Here is a 26,975-nt window from a genome sequence, read left to right as displayed (position 1 = left end):
AAGAATAAGCTTGATATAAGCCCTAAGTATATTCACTGATTATTAAAACTATCTAACTAGTGGCTAAGATTCAACTAGATTTTCTCCACTTCATCAAGTTCAATAGTTGACGTGGCCGTGTACTGCCTTTGAATTCTGAATAAAGGATGATTTTATGAAACTCGGAGCCAGAATGCTTAAAACCGGACTAGCTGTAGCCATTGCACTTTATGCAGCCTCTCTACTTGGTTTCCCATCTCCAGTATTTGCTGGAATCGCTGCTATATTTGCTATTCAACCGTCTATATACAGGTCTTTTCAGACTATATTAGAACAATTTCAAGCAAATATTATTGGTGTAGGTGTTGCCATGCTAGTGGTATTTACTCTTGGTAACGATCCATTTGTGATTGGGTTTACAGCCATTCTTGTTATTGGTATATGTATGTATTTAAAAATGAGTGAAACTACTGTTTCTTTAGCACTGGTAGCTGTCATTGCTATTATGGAAAGTACCGAGATGACTTTTGTTACATTTGCTATGATGCGCTTTTCGGCATTAACATTAGGGATTTTCTCAGCTTTTCTAGTTAATCTACTATTCCTACCACCAAAATATGAAACAAAGCTTTTTCAACGAGTTGATCGAACTACGGCTGATATTTTACAATGGCTTAGAATTACGACAAGACACCTTTCAGATGAACCTGCACTTAAAGGCGAAATCAAAAGAATACAAACAGAATTAAGACAGATTGACCAAACCTATCTACTCTTTTCAGAGGAACGTACTTATCTAAGAAAAAATCATTTATCTAAAGCTAGAAAACTAATTGTATTTCGACAATTAATTGCTACCACTAAAAAATCATTTGATGTATTAAAAGCTTTTCATCAATTAGATGAAAAGATAGAATCCATACCCACTAAATTTCCAACTGCACTTGTTGAAGAACTCGATAAAGTAATCCATTCACACGAACGACTACTATTAAGTTCAATGGGTAGAATCAAAAAGAAACATAAGCAAACACTGCAAGATATATCAGAACCAGACATACCAAACTTGGTAGAAGAACTGATTCAGGTTTATAGACAGGATGAAGACAATCATTTAATCTTCTTACCACTAGCATCACAATTAATGGAATATCATCACAATCTACAACATTTACAAATACTATTAAAAAGCTACCAGCAATATCATGAGGATGAACATTTAGAATTCATGAAAAGAGACTAATGTAAGAATACTATCTAAGTTGCACTCTTTCCTGTTAATAAACGATCATTCTGAAGGATAAGAAAAGCTCGTTACACCTTGCTGATCTTAGGGTGGATAGGCGCTAGAGCCAGACATGTACGAATTTTTTCTTAGCTATTAAAAAAGGAGCACTCCAATATGGAAGTGTTCCTTTTCATTTTATAATTTAAATATTTCTGGTTTTTCATCATTCAGTTGTTGAACTTGAAAAAGCCTATAGTAACTACCTTGTTTTTTCATTAACTCATGGTGTTTGCCTTGTTCTTTTACTTCCCCATTTTCAATTAGGATAATTCGATCTGCATGCGTAATCGTTGATAACCGATGCGCAACAATAAACGTTGTACGATCAGATGCTAATTTCTCCAAAGCTTCTTGGATTAAGCTTTCACTTTCTAAATCAAGTGCGGACGTTGCTTCGTCCAAGATTAAGATTGGAGGGTTTTTCAAAAATACACGTGCAATTGCAATTCGTTGTTTTTGTCCACCTGACAACTTAACACCACGTTCCCCAACTAATGTATCATAGCCATTAATTAGACCAGTAACAAATTCATGGGCATTTGCCGCTTTAGCCGCTTTAATGACTTCTTCATCTGTTGCATCCGGATTACCCATACGAATATTCATTGCGATTGATTCACTAAAGAGAATATTATCTTGTAACACCATACCAATCTTGTCTCTTAGTGAACGAGCTTGCACATCTCGAATATCGGTTCCATCAATCTTAATACTTCCACTAGTAACATCATAAAAACGTGGGATTAAACTGATAATGGTCGACTTTCCTCCACCACTCATCCCAACTAATGCTATTGTTTCTCCTTGTTTCACTTGGAGAGATATATCATTTAGCACAGTCTCTTCTTCCTGCTCATACTTAAATGAAACATGGTCAAATTCTACTGTACCGTCAATATGGTCTAGATGTTTAGCATTTTTCTTATCTTTTATATCGTATTCTTCATCGATAAATTCGTAGACACGGTCCATTGAAGCAATGGATTGAACTAGCGTTGTAGAAGAACTAATTAGACGTCTTAACGGACTATAAACACGATCCATATAACCAACAAATGCGGCTATCGTACCGACAGTAAGATCTGTAGTTATCGCAAAATAACCTGCAAACGCTATGACTAACAATGGTGCAAGATCCGTAATCGTATTCATGACTGCAAATGTTTTAGCATTCCAAGAAGTATGTTCGATTGCCCTATCTAGAAAATTTTGATTGTGACGATCAAACTGTCCTTGCTCGTAGTCTTCTAAAGCAAAGCTTCTTGTTACAGGAATCCCTTGCACACGTTCGTGCAGATGCCCTTGAACTTGTGCTAGTGCTTGCGAACGATCTTTCGTAAGATTTCGTAATCGACCATAAAAGATTTTCACCGCAAAACCATATAAGGGGAATAAAGCGACAGCTACAACTGTTAACCATACATTCATCGACAGCATAATTGCAATGGCGATTATAATCGTAACCATATCTAGCCAAATATTCATTAGACCAGTCATAACAAAGTTTTTTGTCTGTTCTACATCATGAATTACTCTAGAAATTATCTCTCCGGTTTTTGTCCGAGAGTAGAAGTTCAGACTAAGCTTTTGAATATGGTCAAATAATTTTCCTCTTATATCAAATAAGATTTTATTTCCGGTCCATTGCGCTAAATATTGACGATAGTACTCAATCGGCGGTCGTAGAACCAAGAAAATTAAAAAGGCCCCACCAACCAACCATAAAAGTTCACTGATTTTTTCTGCATTGCTTAGTTGCTCAGCCCCAACAATATCATCAATTACATACTTTACAATTAAAGGCATTAACAATGGAATACCAAATTTAAAAACACCAATAAATACTGTTAAAAATATTTTCCACTTATATGGTTTTACAAACTCTAAATAGCGTTTAATACTGTCCAATATATTCACCTCTCACTTGATGCCTTACCACGACGACTGAAGAAAAAAGAGTACAGGATAAAGGACAACCTACATCATCCATTTTAAATGGCCTTGATTGTCTTAAGTCGACTTTCCGACCACTTATTAAACCATGCTAGCCCTATCACCCTCAGCTATAACAGAAAAACCTTGTCACATAATGAGACAAGGATCATTAATCAAAAAAATATAAATTAACGATAAGTTAAAAAACGTTCATACCATTGGTCAACAAATTCAGGTGAAAAAGGACCCTTTCTTTGTCTTATCCAATGGACCAAGTAATTAATATTATTTTGGAGAATTCGATCCAATCCTTTTGGATAGTTCATGATCTTGCTATGCAATTCATATTCATCTTCATCTAACAATGTATAAGTCATATCCGGAAACACTTTTATGTCTAAATCATAATCAATATACTTTATTATATTATTTTCATAAACGAACGGGGAACTTATATTACAGTAATAATAAATACCATCATTACGTAACATGCCTATGACATTAAACCAATAATTAGAATGAAAATAACATATGGCAGGTTCTCTAGTAATCCATGTGCGTCCATCACTTTCAGTAACCAACGTCTTGTCATTAGCAATAATAGCAGAAGTGCTTGTCCCTTTTAAAATCATACTACTCTGCCAGACACGATGGAGTTGACCATTATGTTTGTAACTATGTATTTGTATGGATGAACCTGGTTTTGGACCAGCCATCGTATCTTCCTTTCTTATCTATGATTACAGATTATTACTTCATATTATAACTTCTAAATTCAATAATTGGAAACAATAGACTGTTTCAAACATCTTCCAGTAGAGTGTACACGAAGATTCAGAAGGGATTTTTAAGAGGGAACAATATTAGAAAAGAAAGGAGCTCCCCACGTCATAGGAGAGCTCCTCTTCGTTTCTTATTCGGGGGTTGAATCTAATTTACTTCTTTTGTTGAGACTTTTGGTTTTGTTTTCTAACTTCTTGTGCGTCAGTCTCAGAAGCAAATTCAGTACCAAATTGACCTTGGCCTTGAGAAGCTTGTTGGTTTTGTTGCTGTACTTTTTGTACGTTAGTACCCGCAACTGTTTCGTTTGGTTGTTGTTGCTTTTGCTTTTTTGCCATCTCTTATCACCTCCGCAAACTTTAATTTATCCAAAGTGACTCGATGTTATCCAAAAAAAATAAATAATTTTTCAAAAAGCAATGTGTTGCATAATCTTGGCTTAAAAGTTCTAAAATAACGATAGTAAAATAACAAATCTAAAGGAGATAGAAGACATATGTACAATGTTAGAGATATGACAGAACTTCTAATGATGGGAAAAGATGATTGGAAAAGTGAGGAATTAACCCATTTTCATAATTCCCTTACACAGATTGTTCCTTATTTAAATCAAGAGGGAACAACCATTTTAAGAGAAATAAATCAAGAAATAACAAACAGGGGCGGCTTAAACAAGATGGATCATTAGTTTAGTAAAACAATAATAAGTAATAGAACCTTGATACAGACCTAATATAAAGTCTGCACTAACTGCTATGATGATTTCCTGCGTTAAAATAGTGTTGTTCATAGAATTCAATCCTACATTTCATGAAGGTTAACAATCTAGATTTAAAAGAAAAAAACTATAAGAACATTTAAATCACTAATGTGTAATTTATTATCACATTTAGTGGATAGAGAATACGGAAACTCCTCAAAAATAAATAACGATTTTCAACGTGCGATGTGGATTCAAGTTCCTTTCCTTACCCCACTGGCACAGCGAATGTTTTAGGGTGGGGCGAGTAATCGCAGTCCCACGAGCTTCAGCTAACTCAGAAGCGCTTTTCTTCTGAGTTAGCTGAAGCCGTGCCCGCGGAAAGCGGAGTATTCTGTCGGAACGGAATATTACCACTCAAGGCTGATCGCAACGGAAGAGAAGTTCACAAAAATTAAGGATACTAAGTGCAGACTTTCAATCAACTACAATGATTATAAAGAAAAGATACTAACGTAACGAGCCATTTTCTAATACCGCTTGGATCCAGGCTTACATTTTAGTCAAAAGCTATCTGAGCTCGTATTTTTTGGTGTGAAACAGGGAAAGGATAATCTTTCAGTTGATCATAATTGACAAAAACCGTACGCTTAACATTATTAGGATTATTTATAACCGTCGCCTCATATACTTGAACATCCCATATAATATGAGAAAACACATGTTTTATTGGATTCAATTGCTTCCCTATTTCCACAGGTACACCGTATGTTTGTTCTACGTAGCTCTCGATATATTCTGGATCAACGTCAGCTAGAGGCACCATTGGAAATTGCCACATATTTGCAAGCAATCCTTCACCTGGACGTTGTTCTATTAGAAATTCATCGTTTGAATTTTTAATTACTAATGCACAATAATTAATTTTCTTTTGTTTTTTTGCTTTTAGCTTTATAGGTAGCTCTTCTTGAATACCTTCTTTAAAAGCCCTACAATGCTCTTGTACTGGACATAGCAAACAAGATGGTGATTTCGGTGTACAAATTAGCGCTCCCAACTCCATTAGACCTTGATTAAAAGCGGACGGATTTTCAGGTGAAATCATTTCATAAATAGCTTGTTCAAATAATTTTCTCGTGCTTTGTTTTGCAATATCAGCATCAACTACTAATACTCTTGATAGCACACGCATAACATTTCCATCTACCGCTGGTTCTGGCTTATCATAGGCAATACTTAGTATTGCACCTTTCGTATATGGACCAACACCTTTTAAAGACCCAAGCTCCTTTGGATTTTCTGGCACTTTACTATTATAGAAAGAAACAACTTCACGAACTGCGTTTTGAAGGTTACGAGCTCGGGAATAGTAACCTAAGCCTTCCCAAGCTTTTAAAACTTCTTGCTCGTCAGCATTTGCTAGATCGCTTAAGGTTGGAAACTTTTCTATAAACCGTTCGAAATAAGGAATGACAGTATCCACTTTCGTTTGTTGTAACATGATTTCTGAGACCCAAATTTTATAAGGATCTTGATTAATCCGCCATGGTAAGTCTCTTTTTTCAGACTCAAACCAGTTAATTAAATTATCTTGAAATAAATCTATATGAAAGTTTTTTAGTAAACCCTTTATTTCGTTGTTTTTCACAATGCTTCACCCTTCATGTTACAATAATTAATCTTGAGCATTTTAATGGTATGTGCTTTGGTTATACTATTAAATGAAATAAACAATAAATTTTAACTTCGGTATTTATCATGGAGCTATCTTCAACCGGAGAAATCAATTTTGATAGCACAAAGGAGGACCTATCTAGATGGATACAGGAACCCATATTGTCATGGGGGTTGCTCTTGGGGGTATTGCCACCCTTGATCCTGTGGTACAAAACGATTCCGAATTATTTAATGCAATTATAATCGGTACAATAGTAGGTTCACATGCGCCCGATTTTGATACAATATTAAAATTAAAAAATAATGCTGTCTACTTACGACATCACCGTGGAATTACACATTCTATGCCCGCTGTAATATTTTGGGGCATTGCCATAGCTAGTATCATTTATGCCTTTTTACCAGAAGTAAGCTTTTTACATCTATGGCTATGGACATCTTTAGCTGTAATTCTCCATGTGTTTGTAGATGTATTTAATGCATACGGAACACAGGCATATAGGCCATTTACTCGCAGGTGGGTCGCATATGGATTCATTAATACATTTGACCCTTATATTTTTTCTTTACACATCATTGGAATAGTTGCTTGGACTTTAGGAGCAGTACCCGGTTACACTTGGCTTGTTATCTATTTCGTCATCGCTCTCTATTATATAAAACGATATCTAGACAAACGAGAATTGGTTAAAAAAATTCACAATTACTATCCAAATACTGAGCAGATAGCAACCTCTCCAACACTAAAACAAAATGTTTGGCGTTTAGCAATTACCACCGAAGATAACCTTTATGTCGGTAAAGCAGTAGATGGTCATATTGAAATAATTGATGAATTCGAAAAGGTTCCCTTACCTGATAATAAAATCATCAAAAAAGCGAAGGAAGATAAGAACATCTCTGCTTTTCTTTCTTTTTCCCCTGTGTATAGTTGGGAAATCAACATGTACGATGATTTTACAGAAGTAAGGTTCATTGACCTGAGATACCGATCAAAAGATTACTATCCTTTCGTTGCCGTTGTACAAATTGATGATAATTTATCGATTATGAATTCTTATACAGGCTGGATTTTTTCAGAACAGAAATTACAAAGTAAACTACTTGATAATCCGTCCCTAATGTAATGATGAAGGCTGTGCGTAAGACGCACAGCCTTTTTCTTTTAATGCAATTGTTGATTTTCTTGATCAAACATTTTCTTGTATTTAGGGTTATTATCGATGAAGTCGTGCAATTTGGGACCATAGTGATCAATCCATCTAATAACAATTTGTTCTGTCATTTCTTTCCCTTTATATTTTCTTCCCGCCTTAGCTCGGGTTGTTTCAAAATCTTCCCACAACAATTCCACCCATGTTCTTGCTTCATCTATTGTTAAGGTTTTATTTTTATCATATAGTCGATCAGCTAGCCGTTCAAAGATTTCTTCCATTAGCTATCTCACCCCACTGGTATTAATTTTCACTAAAAAGATTGAATTATTACATTTACTGCATTTCCATACTTTGATAAGTCATTGTACCACATAAACTGCTAAAAATCGCGCAAATTAAGTAGTGCATCACATGCTTTGTGAATGCCTAGTTTACCTTGGAGGTTTGATGAATGCGTAACAAAAAATATGGTTTTCCAGTTGATAGACCGCATATGGACGGATTGCCCCGAGCTAGAGCTGAATATAGTTCTAAACGTGCAGACGGCTCTATCAATACGCAACCACAAGAGCGAATGCAAAAGTCTTCTAAGCGATAAATCCTTTAGGAGGAATACAGCATGTCTAAACACAAACCATTCTATGCTAATCTTTATCAAGACCCATTCCAAAACCCCCGTGCTAGTCGAAAACACACGGGCCACCAGGTAAATGGTGAAACAAAAAAGAGTCAGAATGAAATCATTACCGAAGTTCAAACAAACAAGCGAGGGTAATATAGATATACAGCTCTCTTTTTAGAGGGCTGTATTCTATTCTATTTTTTTCCCTAAAACAGATATTGGTATAGCCTCTTCCTGGTCGTACTTTTGACCAAGTAAATTTATACGGTGTCCCCAAGCAAATACACCATTAATATACGTAATGACAAATGATTGTCCAGGATCACCAGCTAATTCATATGTTTCTCTTGGCTTAAAATCTGCAGGATTTAACATATACGCAAGCGCCATTTGAATTTTTCTTTCATATATTGCATATTCACTAACATTTCCCATCTGTTCAGCCTTTTGCGCTTTTTCTTTTAGGGTTGCTACTTCATCTCTTAATTCTTCTACTGTATATTCACTATATCTTTTTTCCATTGTTTAACACCTCGACATTCCAATTCAATAGTTCTATTTTATCAATTGTTTACAAATTACAAAACAATTGAACATTGATTTTGAATCTATCTTCTTACTACGTGTATAATTTTAGATATAATTATGTAAAGAGGAGAAATTACATGTTAAAATTATTTGCTACTGATTTAGATGGCACACTTCTTGGCCATGGCAATCATATAGATGAAAAAGACATTAATGCAATAAACTCTCTAGTTGAAAATAAAATTGAATTCACTATTGCAACCGGCCGCATGAATCGTGATATCACTGAAATTGTAAAATTGATTAAGCAAAAGAGCCATCGAGTTAGTCAAAATGGTGGATTTGTACATGATAAAGAAGGTCAATTAATTTACTCGCAAACTTTCACTGGTGAACTTAGTAAAAGAATCCACAATGCTATTTCCAATTCAATTCCACTCTATTGTGTATCAACGGCAGACGATATCTTTGTATCCGAAAAAACTGGGATCATACAACAATTAGAACACTTATTATATTTTCCATTAAAGGAAGGCGTTAATTTTTCAGACCAGTATGGCAGTTCGATTCATCCAGCAAAATTTATGATTCTAGGCGAAACTGATGAAATCTCTAAACAAAAAGATTTACTTATGAAACAATTCGAATCAGAAGTTGAAGCATACTTATCAGATAATCATTGTGTTGATATTGTCCCCAAAGGAATAAGTAAAGCACTAGGACTTTCACATCTTATTAAAATTCTTGAAATCAATCCTGTTGAAATTGCAGTTATTGGTGATTCCTTTAACGATATTCCGATGCTTGAAATGACTCCACTTAGTTATGCAATGGCTTCTGCGCATCCAGATGTTCAAAGGAAAGCATCTAAGGTTGTCAATCATGTCCATGAAGCTATTACCGATTTGAAAAATCAAGGATTGTATTAATAAAAACATTTGTTTCATGAGGATAGTGCAATATAGCTTTCCTCATGAGCTTACCCTTGGTGGGGTTTTCATGCTTCAGGCACGAGAGTTCCATTGTCTTAGATTGCATAACTTTCTTATTTAGTACCATCAAAATCAAGCATTTTCGTTTTCAAATTCCTCCAAAAAACGATCAATATAATCAAATTTAAATCCTTTTCGATATAATCCTTGCTTGATCTTTTGCTTCAACTCAAAACCTTCAAACTTTTTTTCATACTTTCTTTGTAGTTTTTCTCCTTGAAATACTACAGCATTCCATTCGGCATCTTTGTCTTCAGCTTCCTTAATATCAACAAGCGCACCTTTTATTACTTCTTGTGGAAATCCTTTTTGCATGAGTGTTTGTTGTATAATTTGAATTTGTTGATTAAACGATTTTCTATTACTAGAATTCAACTTTTTTTCTACCCATTTATTTGCTTTAGCTATTTGTGCTTCATACGGGTAATGTACCAATGCTTCCTGTGCAATGGTCAATGATACACCTTTATCTTGTAATTCTTTTTTTATTAATATAGGACCTTTACTTGTAGTTAACATTCTTGTACGTACTAAGGCTTCAGCAAAAGCTCGGTCATCTAATAACCCTTCTCTAACTAACCGATTCACTATTTCCGGTATCTGTTCCTCATCTACTTCTTTTTTTTCTAAATGGTTAGCAACTTCTTGCTTAGAACGCATTTGATAACCCAAATAGGTTAAAGCCATCGAATATGCTTTATGTACTGAATCCTGCGTTTGTAACATATCTATCGTAGAATAATCAAGTTCAAGACCCTTTCTTAAATAATATTCAACTAAAATATCTTCACTTACACTAAAGCCATACTTTTCACTAGAACCATCATTCAAAAAAATATTATAACGATTTTTATTGTTTTTCTGTGTAGTTATTCGAGTTATCTTTGGCATTATTAAGCAACTCCTTTGATTTAGTCTATCATAACAGATCATACGTTTGGTATTTATATCTTTTTGCCTTGTATTTTTCGTTTAATAAACGTATTGTACATAGTAAATACGATTGTTTACGAGGAGGTTGAAAATGAAAATTGCAATAACAGGCGGTACTGGATTTGTTGGACAGCAATTAACGAATGCATTGGTTAAACAAGGACACAAAGTATTCATTCTAACTCGTTCTCCAGACAAACATACAGAAACTGATTGCGTTTATTACATTGGTTGGTTAAGTGAAGTTTATCAGCCTGAAAAATCATTACCAAAACTTGATGCAATTATTAACCTAGCTGGCGACTCCTTATTTGGATATTGGACAAAAACGAAAAAGGAGCGAATCATAAATAGTAGAATCCGTGCAACAAAGAACGTGTTGAATTTAATTGATAGCATGGATCAGAAACCCGAGGTATTAATTAACGCCTCTGCTGTAGGTTTTTATGGTACTTCAGAAACAGAATCTTTCACAGAACAAACCACTGTGAGTGGCAACGATTTTTTAGCAGAGGTAGCAAATGTTTGGGAAGATACTGCAAAACATGCTAATGAATTTGGTGTTCGAACTGTTTTTGCACGACTTGGAATTGTTCTAGGCAAAGATGGAGCACTTCCTTTAATGGCAATGCCGTTTAAACTGTTTGTTGGGGGGAAAGTAAGTTCTGGTGAGCAATGGATGTCTTGGGTTCACATTCATGATGTTGTCGGAATTATCATTCACGCAATAAATAATAAAAACATAAAAGGACCTATTAATGTAACTGCCCCAAGTCCGGTAAGAAACATTGAGTTTAGTAAACACCTAGCACAAGTACTTCACCGCCCTTATTGGTTACCTGTACCCTCTTTTGCAATTCGAACATTATTAGGAGAAATGAGTATATTAGTATTAAAAGGACAATATGTAAAACCACAAAAAGCTTTGTCCAATAATTACACTTTTCAGTTTACCAAAATCGATACGGCTTTGCGTGATATTTTCTAACAAAACACTACCTAAATTACAGCCTTTTAGCATATAATTTTAGTCAGTAGTTAGTGATAAAAAAATTTACAAAAAATGTCGTAAAAATTTATAAAAATTGTGTTTCCATTTTGTTTAATTTTGTGTAATATAGTCATGGGTAATCATTCAATAAGAACAATTTTTAAAACTATTCGTTTCAACTAACATCAACTATCAAAGTCTACAAACACAGGTAGCAATTGTTGAAATAGAGGGAAGGCAAATGGTGCGCCACCAGTATTAAGCTGGTCCTAGTGGGTTCGATTCCCACCCCGAATTTTTGTTGGTATTTTGATAAAAATTCGAGGGTGAATCAACCACACTATTCTTCCCATAGTGTTTTTTCACCCTCCCTAAAAATGGAGGGTATTTTTATGCTTAAAAAACGAGAATTACATGACGCGCCAGAACTATATGAATTAATAAAACATCCAGAAGTTTTTCCTTATGTAAGACACAAGGCATATTCTTCTGATGAATTTTATTTTTTAACAAAACAAACCATTGAAGCAGAGGAAAATGGAGAACTAATTTCTCGAACAATTACAGATGATTATAACCACCCAATTGGAACAATTAATCTCTTTGATATCCAAAATAAAAAAGGATTTCTTGCAACATGGATTGGCGAGCCTTACTTTGGTAAAGGGTACAACAAGGTGGCTAAAGATGCATTTTTCACCGAATTATTCTTCTATCAGGATATTGAAGCGATTTTCATAAAAATTAGAAAAACGAATACTAGATCTTTAAAAGCAATTTTAAAATTACCATTTGTTTCATTAGGAAATGTGTTATATCCTGAAGTATTTGAAAGTATCAATGAAAAATCAATGGAATCTCCTATTTATGAATTATTTGTTATAACGAGAGAGCAATATATGATTCATCTTGAACTTACAGCTAATCTTAATGAAGATGAGGCTGTAGTATAAACCTTCGCCAATGGGAAATTATAGTATTAACCGCTACATTTAAAACGAAACTGTTTTAAATAGCAACGGAATACTATTAAGTGAGGGATACATGATGAAAAGTAAAACAAAGATGGATAAATCTAGGAAAAATGGTTTATCTAAAACACAAGAAGTGCTGTATCAAAAAGAATTTAAAACAGCTAACCGAATGTATAATCGTACCAAAAATCAACTTTAGTCAGTTATTTGTCAACCTCTCTGTGAATAAAACTTATCCACATAGTTGTGCACAGTGTGGATAACCTTTAAAACCTATTGAATCCTCTAGTTTTCTATTGTGGGTAAAAATGTGTGGATAACTAACAATGGATTTGTGGATGATGTGGATATCTATATTGGTTATTGTGTATAAAAGCTTTCTGTTGTGGATAAAACTGTGTGTAAGTGATTGTTTACTTCTCTTTTTTGTTCAACCCGATTCCTCCCCTTTTCGGTAGAGGTTGACAATCGTAACAAAAAGGCTGCAATATTGTGCTGCCTTTTTGTATGTTAATCCATAATTATTTTATAAGATGCCTAAAGTGTTGTATTACCTGTTTCTGATCTTCTAAGTTTGCCTTGGGAGTAATACTCCACCCCATTTGTTCCATGAAAATTGTATAGTAATTCTGAAATGAAGCTTGCTGCATAGCCATAATGTAATGAACGTGTTTCACATTTTCGTTACTCATTCTTAAAGCTGAGTTATAATTATCATTAGCCATTAACATGGAAGTGGTCATTAATCCAGCTACAATTGGCTTTTCATCTTGGTTTGCAGCACTGTTCTGTAGTGATTCAATAGAAATATTGGGATTAGAAGTAGCTAATGATACCCAATTCTCTCGTTCCGGTTCTAATAATTTCAACATCACTCTAACATGATCTGTCATAACAATAATTTGTTTTTCTATCAATGCTTTTAGAAAAGTATGTCTAACTTTGGAATAATCATTACTTATATCATAGATAATACCCTCATGTGCGGTAAGATGTTCTTTCATCAAACCAACATCAATTGCTGGCAACTGCATAGTCATTCCTCCTACTTCGTATCTATAAGTAAGATATGAAGTAGTGCTAGGCAATGTGAAACCTATAAAAAAGCCTAAATATAAACCAGGATAATTTAAAGGCAAGTTATTGAATATAAACCGACTAAAATTTTGATTGCTTGGTTTTACTCCCCTCTTTTTAACCGAATGGTTATCCTTCGGAGATTCCAACTGGACGATGTTTAGTTCCAAATAAGCTAAATCGTCAGCCCCAGCAAGCGACTGTAATGAGCGGAAATCAACAGAGCATTTACGCGGTATATCGTCATTAAAGTGATAAAGACATCCGCTAGTGAAAGAGTGAAGAAAGAGCGAAGACAAAATAAGCACCTGTATCTGTTACAAGTGCTTTCAAATGGTTTCCAATGTTTAGATGGGGTAATTCTACGAGTGGCTTTCTTCCTTTTTTTCTGTTTGTGCTTTTACGACGTATTTGCAGCTAGTTTCTCCTTTTGCTATGCATGCAACACGCTCAACATTATCTGTTCCAAGAACATCTTTAAATAGCGATAGTTCACACTCACACGGTTTGCTATATTTGTTAGCAATCGCAACTATTGGACAATTATACTGAGAAAATGCTATAACTTCATCTTCTTCGTCATACTCTGTCATGTATCCACTCTCGTTTTGCACCTGTACTAGCTCTTTTACCTTTTCCTTTAAATCGTCTTCTTGGAAAATTCGCCTTGCATACTTTTTTCGCATACGCTTTTCCCTATTCTCAAAGAGTTGATCAATTGCTTCAGGTCCCATCGTCTCTTCGATGTCGCATAAAAACTCTACTGCAATGCCATCATAATTATTAGGAAATAAATTTACACCTGCGTCAGTTAACGAATAAAATATCACAGGGCGACCCATCGGTTGTCTTACAGTGCGAGATGTGATTAAATGTTCACCTTCAAGCTTTACTAGATGTTTTCTAACAGCCATTTCTGTGATATCCAAGTTTTTTTTCAACCCACTAACAGATAAATCTTTATGCTTTTTCAACAATTCAAGAATCGCTTGTCGAGTTGACATTTGTTGTACCATATTCAACACCTACCCTCCCTTATATTTTAATTGATAAAGTTTGTGAAGTAAATAACAAACTTTGCGTTTTTGTACTTAAATGTTGACAAAGTTGTGTCATAACGATAGCTTATGAACAGTTCCTTTTTTCAAGAAAATACGGTGAAACTATATATAGATGAGGGTGATTCAAATCGGAATAGTTGTAGTAGAAATTTGCGATAGTAACTTGATGAATACAATTAACATAGAAGAAATCATCGAAACAGAATACCCCGAAGTCGCTGTTCTCGTTAATGACTGTTTGAGCTTCTGTGGTTTGTGTCGATTAAAGCCCTATGCAATGGTGAATGGTAGAAGAATTCATGCTAAGGACCCAGAGCAATGCTTAGTGAAAATTAAAAGTGCAATAGAAGAAGAGTTAGCTATATATATGTAAATAGCAGATTTCAATATTTTTATAAATTCATGGCATATGAGCTAAAGTTTAAGGGAAGTTATTTATATAGTCTACGTTCTAATAAGGAAAGGCTGTTTTTCATAAACATGTAGTCGAACTTGACATAAAGTTTCCCCTTAGTATTCTTACCTATTTTTACGCAGCGGCGTATTTTCATTCATCTTGTAAGAGATAAAAGACTTTACAGTTTATTTGTTATGAAACAAAAAACTTTTAGAAAATAGCTTAAAGAAAAAGAGAGGATGATTTAAAAATATGGAATCAATGAGACAACAATGGTTTGGTAATATCAAGGGGGATGTTCTAGCGGGTATGGTCGTAGCCTTGGCATTAATACCAGAAGCTATTGCTTTTTCTATTATAGCCGGAGTTGATCCGATGGTAGGGCTATATGCGTCATTTTCTATTTCCGTGGTAATTGCTTTTGTTGGCGGTAGGCCTGGAATGATTTCCGCTGCAACTGGTGCAATGGCATTACTAATGATAACCCTCGTAGCGGATTACGGGCTAGAATACCTACTCGCTACCACTATTTTAACTGGTATACTTCAAGTGATTTTTGGACTTTGTAATTTGGCCAGATTCATGAAGTTTATCCCACGCTCAGTGATGGTAGGCTTTGTAAATGCATTAGCGATTTTAATCTTTACCTCTCAATTAGACCATTTCGTTGATGAAACATGGATTATGTATACATTAGTAGCATTAACTTTAGCTATTATTTACCTTTTACCTTTGTTAACTAAAATTGTCCCATCGACTCTAATAGCAATTATTGCAGTAACTGCTATTGCAATTTCAATGAATGCGGGAGTACGAACAGTTGGAGATATGGGAGAGCTAACACGTACGCTTCCAACCTTTTTACTTCCTAATATTCCATTGAATTTCGAAACGTTAACAATTATTTTTCCTTATGCGCTAGCATTAACAATCGTTGGCTTATTAGAATCCCTATTAACTGCTTCTATTGTTGATGATGCAACAAACACGGAAAGTAATAAAAACAAAGAAAGTCGTGGTCAAGGAATCGCAAACATAATAACTGGTTTTTTTGGTGGAATGGCAGGCTGCGCTATGATTGGACAATCTGTTATTAATGTCAAATCAGGTGGTAGCGGTCGGTTGTCGTCATTAGTTGCTGGTGTTTTTCTAATGTTCCTTATCATTGTACTCGGAGATGTTGTCGTACAAATACCAATGGCTGCACTTGCTGGTGTTATGATAATGGTTTCGATTGGAACATTTGATTGGAGTTCTATTAAACACATAACTAAAATACCTCTTACCGATACCGCAGTAATGGTTGTTACAGTTGGTACAGTCCTTTTTACACATAACTTAGCATACGGTGTGTTAACAGGAGTCGTCTTGAGTGCAATCATTTTTGCAGCTAAAATATCCAAGATAGAAGTCTTTTCTGCAACATCTGGCGATGACCAAAGCCGTGTCTATTTTGTATATGGGCAATTGTTTTTTGCTTCTGTAACTGAATTTATTACACACTTTGAATTTAAGGAAGATCTTAAAGAAGTAACTATTGACCTAACCCACTCTCATCTGTGGGATGACTCCGCAGTTGGGGCGTTAGATAAAGTAAAAGCAAAATTCGAACAAAATGGAACTAAAGTTCAATATAAAGGTTTAAATAGAGAAAGCTCTGAATTGTTCGACAAAATTGGTGGCTTAGGATCAGGACATTAGAACATCACATGAACAAATTAACATTAATAAGGAGAGTATCTAAATGTTTAAACAATTGTTAGTAGCAACAGATGGCTCTGAACACTCTAAACGGTCACTTGAAAAGACTGTTGAAATGGTTTCAAATTATAAAGAACAGGTAACGATTGATTTATTGTATGTTGTCGGGGGTCAAGTATCAAAAGCTGATGTGTTAAAGTATGGAGATTCCGATGTTGCAAGCTTAAAACGTAAAGAGCTAATGAAGGACACAGAAGACTATTTGAAAGCAGAAGGAATAGCAACAAAAAGTATTGTACTACACGGTGAACCAGCCCCTACCATTATTGAGTATGCAAATGATCACAATTATGATTGCGTAATTGTAGGAAGTCGTGGTAAAAATCAATTACAAACAATGGTTTTAGGCAGTGTAAGTCACAAGGTCGTTAAATATGCTAAAGCACCGGTTTTAGTCGTTAAATAAACATGCAACACCAGCCACCACTATGGTGTACAACAAATCATATGTAAAGAGGTTCGAAGACAGTTATGACTTCGAACCTCTTTTTTACATGTAAATGATACATAATTAATTAAAAGTCAACATAATTTTACATTTTTAGCATATATGGTAAAATCTTTAATTATACTCTGGAGGAATTACGCCATGAATATCTATCACGCGCAAATAGAATCAAGTCCTATATTAAAATTCATAATGAAGTATCGTTGGTTACTATATGCTTGTATGGCTCTTTCTATATATTTGGATAGCATTCTTTATTATGAAAGAAGCTTATTAATTATTTATACAATAGTCATGTTACTCTTGGGATTGATTTATAACAATAAATGGATCCTCTTACTCCAAAGTGGATTAGTTACTACTACGCGACTTATCGTCATTCCCGAAAGCCTACCATTTTTTGAGTCTTTCTTCTTATTATGGTTTACCTATTTCATGATTGGTATTGCTACCTCAACACTTGTATCTAATTATGTGAGCCAACAAAATTCAAATATTCAATTAACTACAACCCTTGCTAAACTATTAGATTCAAGAGATCCCTATACCGCAACACATTCGGAAAATGTAGCATCCTATTCACAAATTATTGCAAAAGAATTAAATTTACGTAAAAAAACACAAGAAACAATTTATATCGGTGGCCTATTACACGATATTGGTAAAATTGTAATACCCGAGATAATTTTAAACAAGCCAGCAAAACTAACGAAAGATGAGTTTAATGTAATAAAACAACATCCACAAATCGGATATGAAACTTTAAAACATATAGAAACATTCAAAGATAATGGCATACTAGATATGGTTTTGTATCACCATGAACGTTATGATGGCAACGGATATCCTCATAAGCTAAAAGGAAACGAAATACCACTAGTTGCTAGAATAATGGCAGTTGCTGACGCTTTTGATGCTATGACATCACGAAGAGTATATCGGGATGAACGTGAATTTAGCAGAGTAATTGAAGAATTAAAAAACAACAAAGGCAAACAATTCGACCCGAATATCGTAGATGTGTTCCTTTCTTTTATTCATAATAATCGAGAATCATTTAATAAATCTAAAACGATAAGTTGATTTTAACTCCTTCGCATATTAGTAAATGGGTAGGGTAGTTCTTGTCTTATTTAAGGAAATACATATCACAGTTTTATCTTATAATTATCCTTTGATTCTTCTTTCAAGTTATACGTTCAAATTACGTTAGAAAATGTTTATGTTTAATCACAACAAATCCTTGTCATAAGTAAGAACTGTTGCATGTTAAAATATTCCAATAGGTAGAAAATTAAAAAACCCTTGCTGTAAGCAAGGGTTCGTTTGTTTTGCATCATACCTGAAATCTTAAAGCTTGAATCTTTTTATTAGTTCATTTAAGTCTTCAGCTAATTTAGACAACTCACTAGAGTTATCTGCGACTTCTTGCATAGAACGGCTTGTCTGTTCTGATGCTGCTGACGTCTCTTCTACTCCAGCAGCTGATTCTTCGGAAATAGATGCTATTTCTTGAATAGAAGCATTCATTTCTTGACTACTAGATGTAATCGTTGATAGTTTACCAGTTATCGTTTGAATCTTATCTGCCATATCTTTTACAGAACTATTTATTTCTGCGAAAGTCTCACCTGTTGACTGAATTTGAGAAGTACCTTCTTCCACTTCTTTATAACCATCTTTCAGTGACTCAGTAACTAAACTTGATTCACTTTTTATATTCCCAACAATCGTTGTAATGTCAGTCACTGATAAAGAAACCTGTTCGGCAAGCTTACGAACTTCATCGGCTACTACTGCAAATCCTTTACCATGTTCTCCAGCTCGAGCAGCTTCAATTGCAGCATTCAACGCCAAAAGATTTGTCTGATCAGCGATATCCTTAATTACACTTACCAACTTAGAAATTTCCTGTGATTTAGTATCTAATCCCTGTACCTTTTCAACTGCAGTTTTCACAATTTGATCAACTTTGTTCATCTGACTAATCGAGGTCTCCATAAGTTGACTACCTTGTTTTGTCATACCAAGAACCTGATTGGATGAATGATATACTTGCTCGCCATTATCATTAGCATCACTTACATCATCAGCAAAAGTTCCCATTATTTCTGAAAGCTCTCCCGCACTGTTTGCTTGAGATTCTGCACCAGATGCTAACTCTTGCATTGTAGACGCTACTTGATCTGATCCTAATTTAACTTCATTTGCAGATTGTGTTAACTCTTCGCTTTGACTACTTACCGTGTCTGATATAGCCGATATATTTTGAATCATTGAACGAAGACTTTCAGTCATCTTGTTCATCGCAAAGGCAATTTGTCCAATTTCATCCTTTGAATCATAATTAATTTTATTAACTGCAAGGTTACCAACAGCTATTTGATTACTTACTAGAACTACTTCCTTTAAGTTTTTAGAGACTTTCCTACTAATAAGATATACTAGCAATCCACCTATGATAATCGATATAACCATAGAGACAAGCAAAATGACAAGGGTGAACTTTTGATTCTCTTCTGCTTCGTTTATAGAAGCTGTTCGCTGTTGTAAAACTAGTGTACGCAGTTCATTTAATAATGCTACTGCCTCAGTTTGGGCCTTATTGGCCTTCAAAGCCCCGACAGCTAAATCGCCCAAATCACCTTTGTCATCCGCTTCTACCATATCTTGTAAAAATAACTCATTTAATTGATTATCTATTTCCACTATTTGTTCAAAAAGAGACTTTAACTCTTCTGTATTCATATCTTCTTCCACTTCTGTTACTAATTGATCAAACTTAGCTTCGTCTTCTTCATATTCACCAACTAATCTGGATAGTCGATCTTTTGAAAAACTAAATACTTTGTTACCTTTCGATTGAAGTAAAGAGCCCATCTCGGTTACCTTAACTGCATTATCTCCACCGTTTTCCATATTTTCAATACCATGTCCAACATCAACAATAAGTTTAGAAACTACTGCAGTAGATATACCAAATAAAATAAACACAATTAGTAATGTAACACCGTATTTCTTACCGATACTAAGATTGTTCATTTTCAAGTCGTTAATATTAAGATTTTTCAGTTTTTTTAATTTCAACTTTTTCAACACACTAACTCCCCCTCATATCTTTATCTATATTACTAACCCTTGCATTACTTTTATTATGAATCATCTCCTGCTAAGTTTTGACATCAATTAAAAACGGCTATCCATAATATAGGATAGCCAACAAGATTAATAGTTCATTAAACTCAGTTTGGTAGCTAGGCAGTCATAGCATAATGGATGCAACATCCAACCTTAGACCCTGAGCTTTGCGTCCTACTTTTTCAAATAGTTTGCCTTTTCAACCATAATTTATGAAATTTTATGTATCTTTTTTACCATTTTTTTATAATACACTAAAAGGAAAAATCTTTCAATAACATATCAGAATATGTAAAGTTACTTATCATCAATTACGAAGTTATCTGTTTGAAAACTCTTTGCTAATCCTATGACCACCCTATGCATATCTACAGCCAAAATCGGGAAATGAATTATAACAAAGCACATATTGGGGGTTTTTATTATGAAAAAAATACTTTTTATTTCTTTGTTGCTATTGGGCACTATTGTCTTATCTAGTTGTGGGATGTCAGAAAGTGAAGATGAAGTAGAAACTAACAATAATCAAACTGAAGAACAGCAAGATGAACTACAAAATAATCAAGAAGAAAATAATGAATCTACTGAAAATACTAGCAACGAGAAAGAAGATGGTAATAGCAATCGACATGAAAATACCGATAATACATCAGAAGAACAACCGAATCTAAATTCTAATCATTCAGACGAGCAAAACACAAACTTGTTTGATAAAGAAAGAGCTGAAGTTGTACTAACTGATTATAAGGAAGCTTTTAACAAAATAATTAACAACACAACTGATAATCAAATGTTACTGGAATTTGGAACAAAACAAGATCTTGTTGAACACTTTAAAGACTTTATGTCGGAGGATTTAGCACAATCTATGACAGACACGTATTTCCAAGAAAAACAGGATGGATTGTATATAGTACCAATGGATGCGCCAATATTTCTACAGGAAGAAGAACCGTTTGCCCTCAGTAAACCTGATGATGAGACAGCAACGGTAGTGCAGGAACGGAAAAATGAATTAATGGGGCATGTAAAAGTCGAGTACACATTAACTAAAAATAATGATTCCTGGGTTATTGATGATATTAAGACAACCGAATTAGACTAAATATAATAAAAAGTCTCCTAGATTAACAGGAGACTTTTTTAGATAGAGCACAATAGCTGAATCGAACTATTTTAAAACCATATCATTATTTACAGCTATGGAACTGTACATATAAAAACCAGTAATTCACAGTAACTAATTTAATTTTAACGGAACTTTAAATACTGCGCCCTCTAATTCTACTACTAAGGTATTTATGTTGTTATTAATTTCTTCTTCACTAAAAGAAAATACTATATTCCCTTGAATATTTCCCTTAGAAGAATTATTAAAATCTATTATATTTTGATCTTCGCGGTACACCACATCCGAAGATAAAGCCTCATATGGAGTTATGTCTTCAGATGTTTCACTTTCAATAAGAAAATTAGTATGATCTACTTCAGCATCTCCTATATTCATTGATATGTCTACGGTGATAGCTTTATGTCCATCTTCAAAGGTTAAATCCATTTCCTCGCCATTTTCCACCAATACTAAGCGATCATAAATTTCAAATCCTTTTACTGTGAGGGAAGTTTCTTCAACCTTTAGTTCCTCATTAATTTTGCCACTAACAGCTTCCTCACCACATCCTGCCAATACTAAACTAGTAAAAAATAAAAATACCATTAACCAAGCAACATTCTTTTTCATTGAATTGATCCTCATTCTTTTATTAAATTTTTAATACTGCCAAAAAAATAATAGTTAACTTAGAAACTAACTATTATTGTATAGCCTTCAATAGTACTACGTTAGAATGTAATTTTTACTACAGTTTATTTGGACAGAAAATAAATTAATATAACCAGTATGGATATTAAGTGTTCGTCGTTACTAACCAATTAGGTAAGAATCAATATGAAACAATATGGTAGAGTCTACTTCTACTTATATATGGAGCATAGCGGGATCGAACCGCTGACCTCTTGCGTGCCACGCAAGCGCTCTCCCAGCTGAGCTAATGCCCCGAGTATATTTCTAATAACTTGTTAACTTGAATATTATAATTTAATAATATTATTTAGACAATATTATTTAAAAATAAACATCGGGATCACATTCTAAAAATAGATCCCGATGTTTTTTGATTAGTTAGCCATTTCTTTACCGCGAAAACTAAACAAAGAAGCAATTATTAATAATATAATTACCTCTATAGTAACAAATGCTGTTCCCCATAGATCACCAGAGACATGATTACCGTCAAGCATGCCTCCAATATGTGAACTCATATTATTAGGAAACCAGATAAGTACATGTGAAAATACTTGATTAATAATACTCATCATAATAATTGTTGCAATTGTGACAAACAGCACTAAACCAGGAACCTTAAATAATGTATTAAAAAAGATAGTAATGGTTACTACCAAACTGAGCCACAACCCATAAAAGAATAGTACTTGTAAAAACGCACTAAAGGATATCTCTCCAAATAATAAGTTCACATAATACCAGCTTGCAAACATACCAATGATAAATGAGATCCACACTAATACAAGTTTTTCTGCCCATTTACTCGTAATATAAGTAAGATAACTAACAGGTTTTACTAGGACAAGTTCTGCCACTCCACTTCTTCTTTCCCCTGCTATTACCCCCATCGTAATCGCAACAATGACAACCACGCCAAACATACTCATTTCACTTAGACTCATCATCATTGCAGCAACCGGTGAAACATCTGGTATTTCAAAGACCGTTCCATCAGGAAGACCACCAACAGCATCTAAAATTTTTGGCATATAATATGTTGTAAGGGGATCCATAATAGCAATTAGAATAAACACAAGTGGTACCCAAATCCATTTAAAATTTCGCCAATCTTCCAGCATTTCTTTAACGAATATTGTTTTCCATTGCATTAGTTTTTCACCACTTTCATAAACAAGTCTTCGAGAGACGTTCGACTTATCTCAAATTTCGTAAGTGGCAAGTTTTCTTGACTTACCTTTAATAATATATCTTTTCTAGCTTGATCGATGTCATCCACAAGCAGTTGAATCTCATTACGCTCTATCAAGCTTTCATTCACAGAAGGAATAGATTTTAGGCTACTCAAATAATTATCATTGCTATCACCGAACGTCAAATTTATTTTTGCAGTTTGATGCTTCGTACGCAAGGATTCTATTGAACCCGACTCTACAATTTCTCCTTGGTGCATGAGCAGCAAATCGTCACTGACCTCTTCCGCATCACTTAAAATATGTGTAGAGAATAGAATAGTTGTTTGTTCCTTTAACTCTTCCATCAAATTCAAAACTTCTCTTCGGCCAATTGGATCTAGTGATGAAACTGGTTCATCTAATATGATTAAGTTTGGTTTATGAATCATTGCCTGAGCAATTCCAAGACGTTGTTTCATCCCACCTGAGTATTTTCCAATTCGACGATTACCCGCATCTGCAATCCCTACACGTTTTAATAACGAATTCGCTTGGTCAGAGGCTTGCTTTTTTGGTAAATTAGCTAGTTGACCCACATAAATTAAAAATTCCTTGCCTGACATCCAATTATGAAATACTGGATACTGTGGTAAATAGCCAATATGCTCTCTAATGTCACCATTTTCTTTCATTCCTTCAAAGGTGACAGATCCTCTTGAAGGGTTTAATAGGCCTGATAACATTCGCAATGTTGTTGTTTTCCCTGCTCCATTTGGTCCAAGTAATGCAACACACTTACCTGGATTCAATTCAAAATTTAACGCTTTGACTACATCTTTCTTGTCAAAAGTCTTTGTAAGCTCATTTACTTTAATGACCGACATCCTAGTTTTGCCTCCTCCCAATGATAAAAAATAATATTGGACCTATGATACTAATAAAGATAATTAATAGTAGCCATAACCATTTTGGGCCGTTTGTTTCATCCGTTTTGAACCAAGCAATAATAGCAACAATTGCTAAAATTGCCTCAATAATAAGAAGTGGTGCAATAATTGCTAAATCAATACCTAAAAGCTCCATTTCTTCACCTCCATATTTAGAATGGCCTACTTGTGTATGAATGTAGAAAAAATTTAATGATTTCTTTATGATTTGTTTTCTATGATAATTATCAAACCTTCTTCAACCATCACTTTTGTTCTACAACTACTATAACAGTTCATTATACATATACTATAACAAATCTGTTATACTTTGTATATAACAATAATATGTTTTTGAAATCCTTAATTAGTTGAGTCAATTTCATAATCACCTTATTCAGTCATCTATGACAATATTGTTGGAGGTGACGACAAAATTTGTTTTATGAAATTGATTTAGTAGCAATAGAAATCTATAAAGCGCACATAAAAAAGGCTTCACTTTTATAAAAAAGTAAAGCCGATTCAATCTATGAAGCACGCGCTGATTTTGCAGGTACATTGTATAGTAATAACCAGGAGGCTAGATATATTATAATCCCAATTACAAAAGCAATAAGATAATGGTTCACACTTGGGTTAAGAGCTAAATTTCTAATCAAGTCAAATAAATCACCAGTAGCTACTGTAATAATCATCGTTAATGCCAACAAACCAATCATTATATAACCGCCAATTAAATCATATTTATGAAAAACTAGCCCAATAAAATAAAGGCAACTTATTAACAAAAAGATAATGAAGACATCGATGACAAAACGATAAATAATAGAGCTATCTTCACCTAAAATCATTGCCGGGTGGAGAAGTGTAAAATTACTTAGGTTTAACCATTTAGTAAAAGCCATAATAATGGCATGAACAATTGTTTCAAGAAAAGCCATAATGAATGATACTACAAGGAAATAGACTCCCGTTGCAACAAAATAGTTTTTTCTCGTCCCTCCCATTTTTAGCGAAAATGATAAACTTTCCCGAACCGTCAAGAAACCTAAAATAGCACAATAGATATAGATCGCTCCTGAAACAGCTAAATAAAATTTTCCATTTTCAACATTTTGTAAATAATAAGTGGCAATTAAAGAAACAACAATAACTAGGCTCATTATCGTCCAAAATATGAAAAATGAATATCGTGAATCTGTAGCAAAGAAATATAACATCGCTTTTACTTGTCGTTTCACTTTACTCCTCCTCCTTGTTTAGAAGTAAGATAGATCATTAGCTTTTGAATTGGTACACCTTCTACGTCAAATCCTTGTTCACGTGCCGCTTGTTTGTTTGCATTTAATACGGTTGCCGTTAACATACCTGCAAACTCCTGTTTGTTTACTACCTTTTTGTTAGCGATATAGGCTTCCACTTTAGCCACAGGTCCAGAAACTGAAAAACAACTTTCCCTTAATTCATCCGTATCATCTTTAACAATTAATTTTCCACCTTCAAAAATCAGTACTTCTTCAAAAAGTAGACTGACCTCATCAATTAAATGGGTAGAAAAAATGATTGTTCGTTTGTGCTCTTGATATTGTTCCACCAATACCTCATAAAACCTGTTTCGTGCAGATGCATCTAAACCAATATATGGTTCATCAAACATCGTAATTGGCGCTTTGCTTGCGAGTCCAACAATGATTCCTAAAGCAGACTCCATTCCCTTAGATAAGGTTTTTACCTTAACATTTAAATCGAGTGAAAATTCATCTATTAATTGAAAAGCCAATTGATTATCCCATGTAGGATAAAACATGGAAGCAATCGTCAGTACATTTTTAACTTTTAAATCTTTTTTGAAGTTGTCTCCTTCTTTAATTAGACAAATCGACTCTGTTATTTTTTGATTATCAAAAGGTGTCTGACCATTTACTAAAACACTGCCATTAGTTGGCAATAATAAGCCAGCTAATACCTGCATAAACGTCGTTTTGCCAGCGCCATTTCTTCCTAATAATCCGTATATCTTTGGTTCTTCCAATGAAAAACTAATGTCATTCAAAGCTATTTTATTCTTATATGTTTTCGTGAGGTTATTTGCTTCAATTATCATCAGATTTCTCCTCCTTCATTAACATTTCATTTAACTCTTCCTTCGTTAAATTAAGTTTTTTCGCCTCTGTTTTAAGTGGAATTATATAATTGAAATAAAAAGCATCCTTTCTTTTCTGATATAAAATTGTTTTCGCTTTTTCTGACACAAACATACCAACACCTCTTTTTTTATAAATAACACCTTCGTCAACAAGTTGGTTAATACCCTTTGCGGCAGTCGCTGGATTTATTTTGTAATAGTTAGCAAACTCATTCGTTGATGGAACGCGTTCACCTTCAAGAATAGAGTGATTAATAATCATATCTTCTATTTGTTCTTTGATTTGTTGAAAAATCGGTTTACTGTCATCTAATGAACTGTTCATCTTTACCACCTAACTTCATTGGTTAATTACTTATGTAACTAACTATATAACCAAGTGAATTTCAAGTCAATATATATTTTTAGATAATACAAAAAAGAACGTGTGATAAGTTTACTATCACACGTTCTTTAAATTTTTGATTATGGTTCATTTTTACC

31 protein-coding genes, 1 tRNA gene and 1 riboswitch are annotated in these 26,975 nt (G+C 34.1%); of the genes, 14 read left to right on the top strand and 18 right to left on the bottom strand.

Translation table 11 applies throughout. From position 1 onward, the window contains the following. Positions 1–154 precede the first annotated feature (154 nt). Positions 155–1,222, top strand: a complete 1,068-nt coding sequence (locus QQS35_RS15665; protein ID WP_285933155.1) for an FUSC family protein — start codon at positions 155–157, stop codon at positions 1,220–1,222. A 180-nt stretch (positions 1,223–1,402) separates the two neighbouring features. On the opposite strand, the gene QQS35_RS15660 is transcribed toward QQS35_RS15665, so the two are convergent. The 3 genes from QQS35_RS15660 to QQS35_RS15650 all read right to left on the bottom strand — a co-directional run bounded on the left by QQS35_RS15660 (position 1,403) and on the right by QQS35_RS15650 (position 4,320). Further along, positions 1,403–3,175, bottom strand: coding sequence for an ABC transporter ATP-binding protein (locus QQS35_RS15660; protein ID WP_285933154.1), 1,773 nt, complete (start codon positions 3,173–3,175; stop codon positions 1,403–1,405). Positions 3,176–3,390: 215 nt separating this feature from the next. Continuing rightward, on the bottom strand, positions 3,391–3,918 hold the full coding sequence (gene ntdP / locus QQS35_RS15655; protein ID WP_285933153.1) for a nucleoside tri-diphosphate phosphatase: 528 nt from the start codon (positions 3,916–3,918) through the stop codon (positions 3,391–3,393). Between the two features lie 219 nt (positions 3,919–4,137). Beyond that, complete coding sequence (locus QQS35_RS15650; RefSeq protein WP_285933152.1) at positions 4,138–4,320, bottom strand: gamma-type small acid-soluble spore protein; 183 nt, start codon at positions 4,318–4,320, stop codon at positions 4,138–4,140. Positions 4,321–4,478: 158 nt separating this feature from the next. On the opposite strand from QQS35_RS15650, the gene QQS35_RS15645 reads away from it, so the two are divergent. Then, positions 4,479–4,670: a hypothetical protein gene (locus QQS35_RS15645; protein WP_285933151.1), complete on the top strand. Its 192-nt coding sequence runs from the start codon at positions 4,479–4,481 to the stop codon at positions 4,668–4,670. A gap of 571 nt (positions 4,671–5,241) precedes the next feature. On the opposite strand, the gene mutY is transcribed toward QQS35_RS15645, so the two are convergent. Beyond that, on the bottom strand, positions 5,242–6,330 hold the full coding sequence (gene mutY, locus QQS35_RS15640; protein WP_285933150.1) for an A/G-specific adenine glycosylase: 1,089 nt from the start codon (positions 6,328–6,330) through the stop codon (positions 5,242–5,244). 169 nt (positions 6,331–6,499) lie between these two features. On the opposite strand from mutY, the gene QQS35_RS15635 reads away from it, so the two are divergent. Beyond that, positions 6,500–7,486: a metal-dependent hydrolase gene (locus QQS35_RS15635; protein ID WP_285933149.1), complete on the top strand. Its 987-nt coding sequence runs from the start codon at positions 6,500–6,502 to the stop codon at positions 7,484–7,486. Positions 7,487–7,524: 38 nt separating this feature from the next. On the opposite strand, the gene QQS35_RS15630 is transcribed toward QQS35_RS15635, so the two are convergent. Next, positions 7,525–7,794, bottom strand: coding sequence for a YfhJ family protein (locus tag QQS35_RS15630; protein WP_285933148.1), 270 nt, complete (start codon positions 7,792–7,794; stop codon positions 7,525–7,527). A gap of 173 nt (positions 7,795–7,967) precedes the next feature. Between QQS35_RS15630 and sspK the strand changes: the two genes are divergently transcribed. Both sspK and QQS35_RS15620 read left to right on the top strand, forming a co-directional pair. Next, positions 7,968–8,114, top strand: a complete 147-nt coding sequence (gene sspK / locus QQS35_RS15625) for a small, acid-soluble spore protein K (RefSeq protein WP_285933147.1) — start codon at positions 7,968–7,970, stop codon at positions 8,112–8,114. A gap of 21 nt (positions 8,115–8,135) precedes the next feature. Beyond that, positions 8,136–8,291 carry a YpzG family protein gene (locus QQS35_RS15620; RefSeq protein ID WP_285933146.1) on the top strand — a complete coding sequence of 52 codons (156 nt, stop codon included), beginning with the start codon at positions 8,136–8,138 and terminating at the stop codon, positions 8,289–8,291. Between the two features lie 36 nt (positions 8,292–8,327). Here QQS35_RS15620 and QQS35_RS15615 read toward each other — a convergent pair whose 3' ends face one another. Then, the gene (locus QQS35_RS15615; protein ID WP_285933145.1) at positions 8,328–8,660 is read right to left on the bottom strand and encodes a YfhH family protein; all 333 of its coding nucleotides are present in this window, start codon (positions 8,658–8,660) and stop codon (positions 8,328–8,330) included. A 143-nt stretch (positions 8,661–8,803) separates the two neighbouring features. Here QQS35_RS15615 and QQS35_RS15610 point away from each other — a divergent pair, with 143 nt between their 5' ends. Beyond that, positions 8,804–9,595, top strand: coding sequence for an HAD family hydrolase (locus tag QQS35_RS15610; protein ID WP_285933144.1), 792 nt, complete (start codon positions 8,804–8,806; stop codon positions 9,593–9,595). A gap of 135 nt (positions 9,596–9,730) precedes the next feature. Here the strand turns inward: QQS35_RS15610 and recX are convergent, their stop codons facing one another. Further along, on the bottom strand, positions 9,731–10,549 hold the full coding sequence (gene recX, locus QQS35_RS15605) for a recombination regulator RecX (RefSeq protein WP_285933143.1): 819 nt from the start codon (positions 10,547–10,549) through the stop codon (positions 9,731–9,733). A 133-nt stretch (positions 10,550–10,682) separates the two neighbouring features. Between recX and QQS35_RS15600 the strand changes: the two genes are divergently transcribed. The 3 genes from QQS35_RS15600 (at position 10,683) to QQS35_RS15590 (ending at position 12,755) form a co-directional block, all read left to right on the top strand. Then, entirely contained in the window at positions 10,683–11,579 is an 897-nt protein-coding gene (locus tag QQS35_RS15600; protein ID WP_285933142.1) for a TIGR01777 family oxidoreductase, read from the top strand. A 395-nt stretch (positions 11,580–11,974) separates the two neighbouring features. Further along, the gene (locus QQS35_RS15595) at positions 11,975–12,535 is read left to right on the top strand and encodes a GNAT family N-acetyltransferase (RefSeq protein ID WP_285933141.1); all 561 of its coding nucleotides are present in this window, start codon (positions 11,975–11,977) and stop codon (positions 12,533–12,535) included. A 94-nt stretch (positions 12,536–12,629) separates the two neighbouring features. Continuing rightward, positions 12,630–12,755, top strand: coding sequence for a YfhE family protein (locus QQS35_RS15590; RefSeq protein WP_285933140.1), 126 nt, complete (start codon positions 12,630–12,632; stop codon positions 12,753–12,755). 322 nt (positions 12,756–13,077) lie between these two features. Here the strand turns inward: QQS35_RS15590 and QQS35_RS15585 are convergent, their stop codons facing one another. Then, positions 13,078–13,590, bottom strand: coding sequence for a hypothetical protein (locus tag QQS35_RS15585; protein WP_285933139.1), 513 nt, complete (start codon positions 13,588–13,590; stop codon positions 13,078–13,080). Between the two features lie 405 nt (positions 13,591–13,995). Then, positions 13,996–14,649, bottom strand: coding sequence for a helix-turn-helix transcriptional regulator (locus QQS35_RS15580; RefSeq protein ID WP_285933170.1), 654 nt, complete (start codon positions 14,647–14,649; stop codon positions 13,996–13,998). Positions 14,650–14,821: 172 nt separating this feature from the next. Between QQS35_RS15580 and QQS35_RS15575 the strand changes: the two genes are divergently transcribed. The 4 genes from QQS35_RS15575 (at position 14,822) to QQS35_RS15560 (ending at position 18,383) form a co-directional block, all read left to right on the top strand. Next, positions 14,822–15,067, top strand: a complete 246-nt coding sequence (locus QQS35_RS15575; protein WP_285933169.1) for a DUF1450 domain-containing protein — start codon at positions 14,822–14,824, stop codon at positions 15,065–15,067. A 276-nt stretch (positions 15,068–15,343) separates the two neighbouring features. After that, positions 15,344–16,792, top strand: a complete 1,449-nt coding sequence (locus QQS35_RS15570) for a SulP family inorganic anion transporter (protein ID WP_285933138.1) — start codon at positions 15,344–15,346, stop codon at positions 16,790–16,792. A 43-nt stretch (positions 16,793–16,835) separates the two neighbouring features. After that, positions 16,836–17,258 carry a universal stress protein gene (locus QQS35_RS15565; protein ID WP_285933137.1) on the top strand — a complete coding sequence of 141 codons (423 nt, stop codon included), beginning with the start codon at positions 16,836–16,838 and terminating at the stop codon, positions 17,256–17,258. Between the two features lie 183 nt (positions 17,259–17,441). Then, the gene (locus QQS35_RS15560; RefSeq protein ID WP_285933136.1) at positions 17,442–18,383 is read left to right on the top strand and encodes an HD-GYP domain-containing protein; all 942 of its coding nucleotides are present in this window, start codon (positions 17,442–17,444) and stop codon (positions 18,381–18,383) included. A gap of 267 nt (positions 18,384–18,650) precedes the next feature. Here QQS35_RS15560 and QQS35_RS15555 read toward each other — a convergent pair whose 3' ends face one another. Next, positions 18,651–20,399 carry a methyl-accepting chemotaxis protein gene (locus QQS35_RS15555; protein WP_407933971.1) on the bottom strand — a complete coding sequence of 583 codons (1,749 nt, stop codon included), beginning with the start codon at positions 20,397–20,399 and terminating at the stop codon, positions 18,651–18,653. A gap of 147 nt (positions 20,400–20,546) precedes the next feature. Then, positions 20,547–20,644: riboswitch (cyclic di-GMP riboswitch) on the bottom strand. Positions 20,645–20,862: 218 nt separating this feature from the next. Here QQS35_RS15555 and QQS35_RS15550 point away from each other — a divergent pair. Further along, positions 20,863–21,543 (top strand): ribonuclease E domain-containing protein, encoded by a 681-nt coding sequence (locus QQS35_RS15550; protein WP_285933134.1) that lies wholly within the window; start codon positions 20,863–20,865, stop codon positions 21,541–21,543. 135 nt (positions 21,544–21,678) lie between these two features. On the opposite strand, the gene QQS35_RS15545 is transcribed toward QQS35_RS15550, so the two are convergent. The 8 genes from QQS35_RS15545 to QQS35_RS15510 form a co-directional block, all read right to left on the bottom strand. Continuing rightward, positions 21,679–22,179 carry a hypothetical protein gene (locus QQS35_RS15545; protein ID WP_285933133.1) on the bottom strand — a complete coding sequence of 167 codons (501 nt, stop codon included), beginning with the start codon at positions 22,177–22,179 and terminating at the stop codon, positions 21,679–21,681. A 244-nt stretch (positions 22,180–22,423) separates the two neighbouring features. Further along, a tRNA-Ala gene (locus QQS35_RS15540) sits at positions 22,424–22,496 on the bottom strand. A gap of 120 nt (positions 22,497–22,616) precedes the next feature. Continuing rightward, a complete protein-coding gene (locus QQS35_RS15535; protein WP_285933132.1) occupies positions 22,617–23,393 on the bottom strand; it encodes an ABC transporter permease in 777 nt (258 codons plus the stop codon). Then, positions 23,393–24,301 (bottom strand): ABC transporter ATP-binding protein, encoded by a 909-nt coding sequence (locus QQS35_RS15530; protein WP_285933131.1) that lies wholly within the window; start codon positions 24,299–24,301, stop codon positions 23,393–23,395. Before QQS35_RS15530 ends, QQS35_RS15535 begins: the two co-directional genes overlap by 1 nt. A gap of 1 nt (position 24,302) precedes the next feature. Further along, positions 24,303–24,500: a PLDc N-terminal domain-containing protein gene (locus tag QQS35_RS15525; RefSeq protein WP_285933130.1), complete on the bottom strand. Its 198-nt coding sequence runs from the start codon at positions 24,498–24,500 to the stop codon at positions 24,303–24,305. Positions 24,501–24,873: 373 nt separating this feature from the next. Then, the gene (locus tag QQS35_RS15520; protein WP_285933129.1) at positions 24,874–25,587 is read right to left on the bottom strand and encodes a hypothetical protein; all 714 of its coding nucleotides are present in this window, start codon (positions 25,585–25,587) and stop codon (positions 24,874–24,876) included. Next, positions 25,584–26,450 carry an ABC transporter ATP-binding protein gene (locus QQS35_RS15515; protein WP_285933128.1) on the bottom strand — a complete coding sequence of 289 codons (867 nt, stop codon included), beginning with the start codon at positions 26,448–26,450 and terminating at the stop codon, positions 25,584–25,586. The genes QQS35_RS15520 and QQS35_RS15515 overlap by 4 nt, the downstream gene beginning before the upstream one ends. After that, the gene (locus QQS35_RS15510; RefSeq protein WP_285933127.1) at positions 26,440–26,817 is read right to left on the bottom strand and encodes a GntR family transcriptional regulator; all 378 of its coding nucleotides are present in this window, start codon (positions 26,815–26,817) and stop codon (positions 26,440–26,442) included. The genes QQS35_RS15515 and QQS35_RS15510 overlap by 11 nt, the downstream gene beginning before the upstream one ends. Positions 26,818–26,975: the final 158 nt, after the last annotated feature.

It is taken from the genome of Aquibacillus rhizosphaerae (assembly GCF_030282825.1).
GTDB classification, from domain to species: domain Bacteria; phylum Bacillota; class Bacilli; order Bacillales; family Amphibacillaceae; genus Aquibacillus_C; species Aquibacillus_C rhizosphaerae.
The sequence above is the reverse complement of the archived record's forward strand: the minus strand, read 5'-3'. Positions and strand labels throughout refer to the sequence as shown.

Bases quoted from the DNA above. Each gene is read 5' to 3' on its own strand.
- QQS35_RS15615 (WP_285933145.1), bottom strand. From the start codon at position 8,660: ATGGAAAAAAGATATAGTGAATATACAGTAGAAGAATTAAGAGATGAA.
- QQS35_RS15600 (WP_285933142.1), top strand. From the start codon at position 10,683: ATGAAAATTGCAATAACAGGCGGTACTGGATTTGTTGGACAGCAATTA.
- QQS35_RS15565 (WP_285933137.1), top strand. From the start codon at position 16,836: ATGTTTAAACAATTGTTAGTAGCAACAGATGGCTCTGAACACTCTAAA.
- QQS35_RS15535 (WP_285933132.1), bottom strand. From the start codon at position 23,393: ATGCAATGGAAAACAATATTCGTTAAAGAAATGCTGGAAGATTGGCGA.
- QQS35_RS15630 (WP_285933148.1), bottom strand. From the start codon at position 7,794: ATGGAAGAAATCTTTGAACGGCTAGCTGATCGACTATATGATAAAAAT.
- QQS35_RS15515 (WP_285933128.1), bottom strand. From the start codon at position 26,450: ATGATAATTGAAGCAAATAACCTCACGAAAACATATAAGAATAAAATA.
- QQS35_RS15665 (WP_285933155.1), top strand. From the start codon at position 155: ATGAAACTCGGAGCCAGAATGCTTAAAACCGGACTAGCTGTAGCCATT.
- QQS35_RS15570 (WP_285933138.1), top strand. From the start codon at position 15,344: ATGGAATCAATGAGACAACAATGGTTTGGTAATATCAAGGGGGATGTT.
- ntdP (WP_285933153.1), bottom strand. From the start codon at position 3,918: ATGGCTGGTCCAAAACCAGGTTCATCCATACAAATACATAGTTACAAA.
- recX (WP_285933143.1), bottom strand. From the start codon at position 10,549: ATGCCAAAGATAACTCGAATAACTACACAGAAAAACAATAAAAATCGT.
- QQS35_RS15590 (WP_285933140.1), top strand. From the start codon at position 12,630: ATGAAAAGTAAAACAAAGATGGATAAATCTAGGAAAAATGGTTTATCT.
- QQS35_RS15645 (WP_285933151.1), top strand. From the start codon at position 4,479: ATGTACAATGTTAGAGATATGACAGAACTTCTAATGATGGGAAAAGAT.
- QQS35_RS15635 (WP_285933149.1), top strand. From the start codon at position 6,500: ATGGATACAGGAACCCATATTGTCATGGGGGTTGCTCTTGGGGGTATT.
- sspK (WP_285933147.1), top strand. From the start codon at position 7,968: ATGCGTAACAAAAAATATGGTTTTCCAGTTGATAGACCGCATATGGAC.
- QQS35_RS15530 (WP_285933131.1), bottom strand. From the start codon at position 24,301: ATGTCGGTCATTAAAGTAAATGAGCTTACAAAGACTTTTGACAAGAAA.
- QQS35_RS15620 (WP_285933146.1), top strand. From the start codon at position 8,136: ATGTCTAAACACAAACCATTCTATGCTAATCTTTATCAAGACCCATTC.
- QQS35_RS15545 (WP_285933133.1), bottom strand. From the start codon at position 22,179: ATGAAAAAGAATGTTGCTTGGTTAATGGTATTTTTATTTTTTACTAGT.
- QQS35_RS15650 (WP_285933152.1), bottom strand. From the start codon at position 4,320: ATGGCAAAAAAGCAAAAGCAACAACAACCAAACGAAACAGTTGCGGGT.
- QQS35_RS15560 (WP_285933136.1), top strand. From the start codon at position 17,442: ATGAATATCTATCACGCGCAAATAGAATCAAGTCCTATATTAAAATTC.
- QQS35_RS15585 (WP_285933139.1), bottom strand. From the start codon at position 13,590: ATGCAGTTGCCAGCAATTGATGTTGGTTTGATGAAAGAACATCTTACC.
- QQS35_RS15610 (WP_285933144.1), top strand. From the start codon at position 8,804: ATGTTAAAATTATTTGCTACTGATTTAGATGGCACACTTCTTGGCCAT.
- QQS35_RS15525 (WP_285933130.1), bottom strand. From the start codon at position 24,500: ATGGAGCTTTTAGGTATTGATTTAGCAATTATTGCACCACTTCTTATT.
- QQS35_RS15580 (WP_285933170.1), bottom strand. From the start codon at position 14,649: ATGGTACAACAAATGTCAACTCGACAAGCGATTCTTGAATTGTTGAAA.
- QQS35_RS15510 (WP_285933127.1), bottom strand. From the start codon at position 26,817: ATGAACAGTTCATTAGATGACAGTAAACCGATTTTTCAACAAATCAAA.
- QQS35_RS15595 (WP_285933141.1), top strand. From the start codon at position 11,975: ATGCTTAAAAAACGAGAATTACATGACGCGCCAGAACTATATGAATTA.
- QQS35_RS15550 (WP_285933134.1), top strand. From the start codon at position 20,863: ATGAAAAAAATACTTTTTATTTCTTTGTTGCTATTGGGCACTATTGTC.